6 protein-coding genes, 1 tRNA gene and 1 pseudogene are annotated in these 7,140 nt (G+C 73.5%); 5 read left to right on the top strand and 3 right to left on the bottom strand.

The genetic code is table 11. The features are described from left to right. The first annotated feature begins 190 nt into the window (after positions 1-190). The 5 genes from GTW67_RS27560 to GTW67_RS27540 all read left to right on the top strand — a co-directional run bounded on the left by GTW67_RS27560 (position 191) and on the right by GTW67_RS27540 (position 3,996). On the top strand, positions 191-1,162 hold the full coding sequence (locus tag GTW67_RS27560) for an ABC transporter ATP-binding protein (protein WP_161167475.1): 972 nt from the start codon (positions 191-193) through the stop codon (positions 1,160-1,162). Then, a complete protein-coding gene (locus tag GTW67_RS27555) occupies positions 1,159-1,974 on the top strand; it encodes an ABC transporter permease (protein WP_161167474.1) in 816 nt (271 codons plus the stop codon). The genes GTW67_RS27560 and GTW67_RS27555 overlap by 4 nt, the downstream gene beginning before the upstream one ends. A 53-nt stretch (positions 1,975-2,027) precedes the next feature. Beyond that, entirely contained in the window at positions 2,028-3,278 is a 1,251-nt protein-coding gene (locus tag GTW67_RS27550) for a sensor histidine kinase (protein ID WP_161167476.1), read from the top strand. Beyond that, the gene (locus GTW67_RS27545) at positions 3,275-3,886 is read left to right on the top strand and encodes a response regulator (RefSeq protein WP_161167473.1); all 612 of its coding nucleotides are present in this window, start codon (positions 3,275-3,277) and stop codon (positions 3,884-3,886) included. The genes GTW67_RS27550 and GTW67_RS27545 overlap by 4 nt, the downstream gene beginning before the upstream one ends. Before the next feature lie 34 nt (positions 3,887-3,920). Further along, positions 3,921-3,996: transfer RNA gene (locus tag GTW67_RS27540), tRNA-Gly, on the top strand. 50 nt (positions 3,997-4,046) lie between these two features. Here the strand turns inward: GTW67_RS27540 and GTW67_RS27535 are convergent. From GTW67_RS27535 to GTW67_RS27525, 3 genes and pseudogenes are all read right to left on the bottom strand, one after another. Next, positions 4,047-4,943, bottom strand: coding sequence for a phosphoribosylaminoimidazolesuccinocarboxamide synthase (locus GTW67_RS27535; RefSeq protein WP_161167472.1), 897 nt, complete (start codon positions 4,941-4,943; stop codon positions 4,047-4,049). Between the two features lie 85 nt (positions 4,944-5,028). Continuing rightward, complete coding sequence (locus tag GTW67_RS27530; protein ID WP_161167471.1) at positions 5,029-6,528, bottom strand: N,N-dimethylformamidase beta subunit family domain-containing protein; 1,500 nt, start codon at positions 6,526-6,528, stop codon at positions 5,029-5,031. A 165-nt stretch (positions 6,529-6,693) separates the two neighbouring features. Then, positions 6,694-7,140, bottom strand: a pseudogene (locus GTW67_RS27525) (hypothetical protein); the annotation flags it as partial.

Below are 7,140 nucleotides of genomic sequence, written 5' to 3'. Positions count from 1 at the left end.
AACCTTGCCAAGGTTGAGGTCGCGAGTTCGAGCCTCGTCGTCCGCTCGGGAATCAGACCCCGGTCCTCCACGGACCGGGGTCTTTTCGTGCGCCCGGGCGCGAGTGACCGGGCCGCCGTCTGACATTTGTCATGCCGAGCGATGACGGCCCGCACTGACGCAGGGCCCGGCGGACCGGGATGCTCGGAGCATGCGAGCAAACGGACACGAACACGTGATTGAGGTCACCGACCTGCGGCGTGTGTACGGGGGCGGGTTCGAGGCGGTGCGCGGGATCGACTTCTCCGTGCGCCGCGGCGAGATCTTCGCGCTGCTGGGCACCAACGGGGCCGGCAAGACCTCGACGGTCGAACTCCTCGAAGGCCTCGCCGCACCGGCCGGCGGCCGGGTGCGCGTCCTCGGGCACGACCCGTACACCGAGCGCGCCGCCGTACGCCCCCGCACCGGGGTCATGCTCCAGGAGGGCGGCTTCCCGTCCGAGCTGACCGTCGCCGAGACCGCGCGGATGTGGGCGGGCTGTGTGAGCGGGGCCCGGCCCGAGGCGGAGGTGCTGGCGCTGGTCGGGCTGTCCGGCAAGACGGGCACCCGCGTCAAGCAGCTCTCCGGGGGCGAGCGGCGCCGCCTCGACCTGGCGCTCGCGCTGCTCGGCGAACCCGAGGTGCTGTTCCTCGACGAGCCCACCACCGGACTGGACGCCGAAGGCCGCCGCGGCACCTGGGAGTTGGTGCGCACCCTGCGCGACGCGGGGACGACGGTACTGCTGACCACGCACTACCTGGAGGAGGCCGAGGACCTCGCCGACCGGCTCGCCATCCTGCACGAGGGCCGCATCGCCGCCACCGGCACCCCGGCCGAGGTGACCGCCACCGAGCCCTCCCGGATCTCCTTCGAGCTGCCCGAGGGCTACCTCCCGGGCGATCTGCCGCCGCTCGGCGAGCTGGGCGTGAGCGGCCACGAGACCGACGGCCGGCTCGTCCGGCTGCGCACCCACGAGTTGCAGCGCGCCGCCACCGGCCTGCTGGTGTGGGCCGACCGGGCCGGGGTGGAACTGCGCCGCCTGGACGTCCGGTCGGCATCCCTGGAGGAGGCGTTCCTCGGGATCGCGAAGGAGGCGTCCGCGAGGACGTCCGGGGCCACGACGACGAAGGAGTACGCGGCATGAGCGCCACGGACACGAAGGCACCCGCGCCGCGCGCCGGGAGGTCGCCGGCCACCACGCCCGCGAGCCGGATGACCGCCCTCGCCCGCGCCGAACTCACCCTGCTGCGACGGAACAAGGGCACCGTCTTCGCCGCGATGTTCGTGCCGCTGGTGCTGCCGTTCAGCGTGTACTCGGCGTCCAAGGAGATGGACCTCGGCGAGGCCGGACTGACCACCGGCACGCTCGTGCTGCCCGCTGCGATCGGCTTCTCCCTGCTCTTCGCCGTCTACTCCGCCCTCGTCGGCGTCTTCGTCGTCCGCCGCGAGGAACTCGTCCTCAAGCGGCTGCGCACGGGAGAGCTGCGGGACGCGGAGATCCTCGCCGGGTCCGCGATGCCCGCCGTCCTCAGCGGACTCGTGCAGAGCCTGCTGCTCGCGGCCGGCTGCTTCGCCCTGCTGGACCTGCCCGCACCGCCCGCACCCCACCTCGCCGTCGTCGGCCTGCTGCTGGGCCTGGTGATGTGCGCCGCGCTCGCCGCGGTCACCGCGAGCTTCACCCGCACCGGCGAGAGCGCCCAGGTCACCCCGCTCCCGCTGACCTTCGTCGCGATGTTCGGCTCCGGGCTGTTCATCCCGCTGGAGCTGCTGCCCGACCGGCTGGCCTCCGTCTGCGAGCTGCTGCCGCTGACGCCCGTCGTCACGCTGGTGCGCGGCGGCTGGACCGGCGACCTGTCGGCGTCCGGGACCCTGGGTGCCCTCGCCACGGCGGTGGCCTGGACGGTGGTCGCGGTGTTTGCTGTACGGCGGTGGTTCCGCTGGGAACCGCGACGCTGACGGACGGACGGGTCGGGCGGACACGGACCGGGGAGAGCGGGGTGAGCGGGGAGATGCGCAGGCCGCAGCGCTGGTGGCGGGGCAAGAGCACGCCGGCGAAGGTGGAGACGTACACACGGTGGTCGTTCCACTTCTTCGGGGTCATCGAGTTCCTCGTGCTGGGGGTGCCGGGCTTCGCCCAGATCGGGCCGCGGCTCGCGGCCGGGCTGTCCCTGCTGGTCGCCGCACACGCCGCGCTCTGCATGCTGGTCGCCTCGCGCGCCCTGGACTGGACGCGCGGGCGGAGTCCACAGCCCGTCCGGCTGCTGTGGACGCTCGCCGGGCTCACCGCGGTGATCGCCGTCGGCGCGATCGGTCTCGCCGAGCGCGGACCGGGCGGACCGGACGCTGAAGCCACGGCGTGGGGGGTCTTCGGGGGCGTGCTGTGCTTCGGCGCCGGCATGATCACGCTCGGCGTGCACAACCGGCGCCGGGTGGTCTCCGTCGTCAGCGGCTTCGCGTTCGGTGCCGGGGCCGTGTCCTTCCCGCTGGGCCGGCCGGGCCTCGAATCGCTCATGACGGCGTGCTTCGTGCTGCTCGGCGGCGGGTTCCTCGCCTTCACCTCGGTCTTCTCCGTCTGGCTGCTCAACGCGGTCTACCAGCTCGACGAGGCCAGGGAGACCCGGGCCCGGCTCGCCGTCGCCGAGGAACGGCTGCGGTTCGGCCGCGACCTGCACGACGTGATGGGGCGGAACCTGGCCGTGATCGCCCTCAAGAGCGAGCTGGCCGTACAGCTGTCCCGGCGCGGGCGGCCCGAGGCGGTGGAGCAGATGATCGAGGTGCAGCGCATCGCGCAGGAGTCCCAGCGGGAGGTCCGCGACGTCGTCCGCGGCTACCGGGAGGCCGACCTGGAGGCCGAACTCGCCGGTGCCCGGGGCGTGCTGGGAGCGGCCGGCATCGACTGCGAGGTGCGCGGCGACCCGGCCGGGCTGCCCGCCGAGGTGCAGTCGGCGCTCGGCTGGGTGGTGCGGGAGGCGACGACGAACGTGCTGCGGCACGGGGACGCGGGGACGTGTGCCGTGGTGGTGCGGCTGTCGGAGGGGCGTGTGGTGCTGACGGTGGAGAACGACGGGGTGCCGGAGACGGCGGGTACGCCCGCGGGCGCCGGTGCCTCCGACGGGTCCGGGCTCGCCGGGCTGCGGGAGCGGCTGGCCGCCGTGGACGGCACGCTGGAGGCCGGGCCCGCGGGCGGGGGCGTGTTCCGGCTCACGGCCGAGGTGCCGCTGCCCCTGGCCGCCGGCGCGGTGCTGGAGGTCGCGTCGTGACGGCCGTACGCGTTCTGCTCGCCGACGACGAGCACCTGATCCGCGGTGCGCTGGCCGCGCTGCTCTCGCTGGAGGACGACCTGATGGTGGTCGCCGAGGCGGCGACCGGCCCGGAGGCCCTGGCGATGGCACGGGCGCACGCGCCGGACGTGGCCGTCCTGGACCTCCAGATGCCCGGCGCGGACGGTGTGAAGGTCGCCACATCCCTGCGCACCGAACTGCCCGGCTGCAAGGTGCTGATCGTGACCAGTCACGGGCGGCCCGGACATCTCAAGCGGGCCCTCGCGGCCGGTGTGCGCGGATTCGTCCCCAAGACCGTCAGCGCCCAGCGGCTCGCCGAGCTGATCCGCACCGTCCATGCCGGAAACCGCTACGTCGACCCGGAGTTGGCCGCGGACGCGATCTCCGCCGGGGACTCGCCGCTGACCGCGCGGGAGGCCGAACTGCTGGAGTACGCGGCCGACGGGGCGCCCGTCGCGGAGATCGCCGAGCGGGCCGCGCTCGCCGAGGGGACCGTGCGGAACTACCTGTCGTCGGCCGCCGCGAAGCTCGGCGCGGAGAACCGGCACGCGACGGTGCGGCTCGCACGGGAGCGGGGTTGGGTATAGTTGCTCACGCACCACGGCGGAAGTCGCGGCGCAGGCGAACGTAGCTCAGTTGGTAGAGCGCAACCTTGCCAAGGTTGAGGTCGCGAGTTCGAACCTCGTCGTTCGCTCCACAGGAGGAAGCCCCCGGTCCAGGCCGGGGGCTTCTTCGTGTCTCCGCGTGCTACCAGCGCACGCCCGTCAGGCGCTCGTACGCCTCGACGTACTTGGCGCGGGTCGCGTCCACGACCTGCTGCGGCAGCGCCGGCGGCGGCTGCTCGCTCTTGCGGTCCCAGCCGGACTCCGCCGAGGTCAGCCAGTCCCGCACGAACTGCTTGTCGTACGACGCCTGCGCGCGGCCCGGCTGCCACTGGTCGGCCGGCCAGAAGCGGGAGGAGTCCGGGGTGAGGACCTCGTCGGCCAGGACCAGGTCCTCACCCTCGAAGCCGAACTCGAACTTGGTGTCGGCCAGGATGATGCCGCGCTCGCGGGCGATGTCCCGGGCGCGCGAGTAGACGGCCAGGGTGGCCTGGCGCAGGCGGGCCGCGGTGTCGGCGCCGGTCTGGCGGGCGACCTCCTCGTAGGAGACGTTCTCGTCGTGCTCGCCGACCTCGGCCTTGGTGGCCGGGGTGAAGATCGGGGCGGGCAGCTCCGAGCCGTCGACGAGGCCCTCGGGGAGGGCGAGGCCGCAGACGGTGCGGGTCTGGTCGTACTCGGCGAGGCCGGAGCCGGTGAGGTAGCCGCGGGCCACGCACTCCACGGGGACCATGCGCAGCGACTTGCAGATCAGGGTGCGGCCCTGCCAGTCGGCGGGGGCGCCCTCGGGCAGCGCGGTGCTCAGGACGTGGTTCGGGACGAGGTCGGCGAGCTGGTCGAACCACCACAGGGAGAGCTGGGTGAGCACCCGGCCCTTGTCGGGGATCTCGGTGGGCAGCACCCAGTCGTAGGCGGACATGCGGTCGCTGGCGACCATCACGAGGTCGCCCGCCTCGTTCCGGTACAGGTCGCGCACCTTGCCGGTGTGCAGATGCACCAGGCCCGGAACCTCAAGCGGCTCGGGCTTTTCGACGAATCCGGACACGGTTCCTCCCCGTGGTTCTGTCCAAGTACGTCGATTCTCCCGTACGCGGTGGTCGATCTCCCTGCGGGGTGGCCGTAGGGCCTGGTCAGTCGCGTTTGCAGATGCGGTCCAGGAGGTTGGCGGTGGCCCGCTGGACCCGCGGGTCGACGTGGCCGGGGCGGTCCAGGGCCGGGGACCAGGCGAACGTCCCGGACGCGAACACCCAGGCCCCCGACGGCGCCCGGTACAGGGAGGTCTCCTGGTGGCGCCGGGCGCCGTGGACGTCGGTGTACGGGGAGTGGGCGAGGAGGACGCGCTCGTCGTGCGCGGGGAGCGGGGTGCGCGGGAAGTAGCGGTCGGCCTCGCCGGCGACCAGGTCCTCGATCTCGTCGCCCTCCTGGGCGCCGGTGGCCTCCCAGAGCCAGTGGCCGGCGTTGCGGACGATCATCGGGTGCGGTTCGGGGACGCGGCCGGCGTACTGGATGCCGAGGAGCTGCTGTTCGGCGCGGTCGATCTCCCGCCACAGTGCCGGGCGGCCGGGGCCCTGGCGTTTGCGGCAGGTCAGCAGGCGGTCGGGGGCGCCGGAGGGGGAGGGGGCCAGCTCCACCTGCCAGTACATGGTGTTGGCGGAGAGGAAGACCAGGGACGTGCCGTGCTCGCGGGCCTTCTCGGTGGTGCGGCGCATGGCCGTGGACCAGTACTCGTCGTGGCCGGGGAAGACCAGGCCCCGGTAGCGGGTCGGGTCGACGCGGCCGGAGTGCAGGTCGCGGGCGTCGGCGTAGGCGACGTCGTAGCCGTAGCGCTCGGCGAAGCGGATGAAGTCGTAGGCGTGGCCGACGTGCAGGGGCAGGCCCGCGCCGGCGTACGGCCGGTCGAAGGAGACGGTCGTCGCGGCGTCGTCCTCGCCGAGCAGCCGTCCCTCCTCGTCCCAGGCGTGGTACAGGCTGGCGCCGGTGTGCCCGTCCTCGGGATACAGGTTGTACGCCTGCCACGTGATGTCCGGCAGGAGCAGCAGCAGGTCGGCCGGGTGGTCGTCGCGGACCGTGAAGGGGACGTGGGAGCGGTAGCCGTCGGCGGTGGTGAGGACGGCGACGTACGCGCCGATGTTCCAGTACGACGGGATCTGGAGCCGCCAGGACAGCCACCAGTGGTGGCAGGAGACCGTGCGGTCGGCGGTGAGCGGCGGGGGCTGGACGATGCCGGACAGGCGGGGGCTGGTGGTGATCTTGGCGGCGCCGTCTCCGCCGTAGTGGCCGATCCGGTAGACGTCGACGCTGAACTGCTGCGGCGGGTCGACGGTGATGTGGAAGTCGATGGCCTCGCCGGGGGCGGCGGCTCCCGTGGCGGTGAAGCCCTTGATCTGGCGGCGGACGTCGTCGGCGGCGCGGGGGCCGCCGGTGGTGGAGCGGCGCTCGGGGCTCCGCCGGCCCGCTCCGGTGGCGGACGGGTCCGGCTCCGGGTCCACGTACCAGGGGACGACCTGGCCGGTGTCGCTGAAGTAGGTCTCGCCGCCGCGCAGCCAGGGCACGGGTCCCTGGCCGAAGGGATCCGTCACGGCGTGCGCGAGTGCTCCCGACTCCCAGCGGCGGATGTGTTCGGGCCCCATGGGACCGCCCCCTCCCTCGTGCCCCCGTGGTCGTGCGTATGACGCCTGCCTTTGCCATGTGCGCGATCGGTCCCAGCACATCACATGTGGCGCTCGTGCTGTCACTGTTCGTCGCGAAGTGACCGAAAGTGGAGTCGAAGCGTCCGGTACCGGGGACCCACGGCCTCAGACCAGGCGTACGGGCTTCTCCGCGCGTATGCCGAGCTCGGCCAGCCAGGCGCGCAGGGGGGCCGGGTCGCCGGTCTCTACGAGGCTGCGGACGCGGGGGGCCAGGTCGGCGGCGCGGACGCCGTTGACCAGGAGGGACGGGCCGTCGAGCCAGTCGAGGCCGGGCGCGGCTCCTGCGGTGTCCATCGCGGCGCAGCACACCATCGCGGTGATGTGGTCGGTGAGGACCTCGCGGCCGGTGCGCGGCGGCTGGAGCGGGAGGAGGGGCAGCGCGCGGTCGTCCCAGAGGGCGCTGTCGGGGCCGGCCTGCTCCGCGGCCGCCCCTGACGCGGGGGATCCGGCCTCCTCGCGGGCCAGCTGCGCACTGAGCCCGGCGGCCAGGGCGGCGCCCCGGGGGGTGGTGTCGGCGAGGTCGTCGTCATCGTCGTCGCCGGGGGTGGAGGC

The organism is Streptomyces sp. SID5910 (assembly GCF_009862125.1).
Taxonomy (GTDB): Bacteria; Actinomycetota; Actinomycetes; order Streptomycetales; family Streptomycetaceae; genus Streptomyces.
This window is presented reverse-complemented; position numbering and strand designations above follow the sequence as displayed.

Bases quoted from the DNA above. Each gene is read 5' to 3' on its own strand.
- GTW67_RS27530 (WP_161167471.1), bottom strand. From the start codon at position 6,528: ATGGGGCCCGAACACATCCGCCGCTGGGAGTCGGGAGCACTCGCGCAC.
- GTW67_RS27550 (WP_161167476.1), top strand. From the start codon at position 2,028: ATGCGCAGGCCGCAGCGCTGGTGGCGGGGCAAGAGCACGCCGGCGAAG.
- GTW67_RS27560 (WP_161167475.1), top strand. From the start codon at position 191: ATGCGAGCAAACGGACACGAACACGTGATTGAGGTCACCGACCTGCGG.
- GTW67_RS27555 (WP_161167474.1), top strand. From the start codon at position 1,159: ATGAGCGCCACGGACACGAAGGCACCCGCGCCGCGCGCCGGGAGGTCG.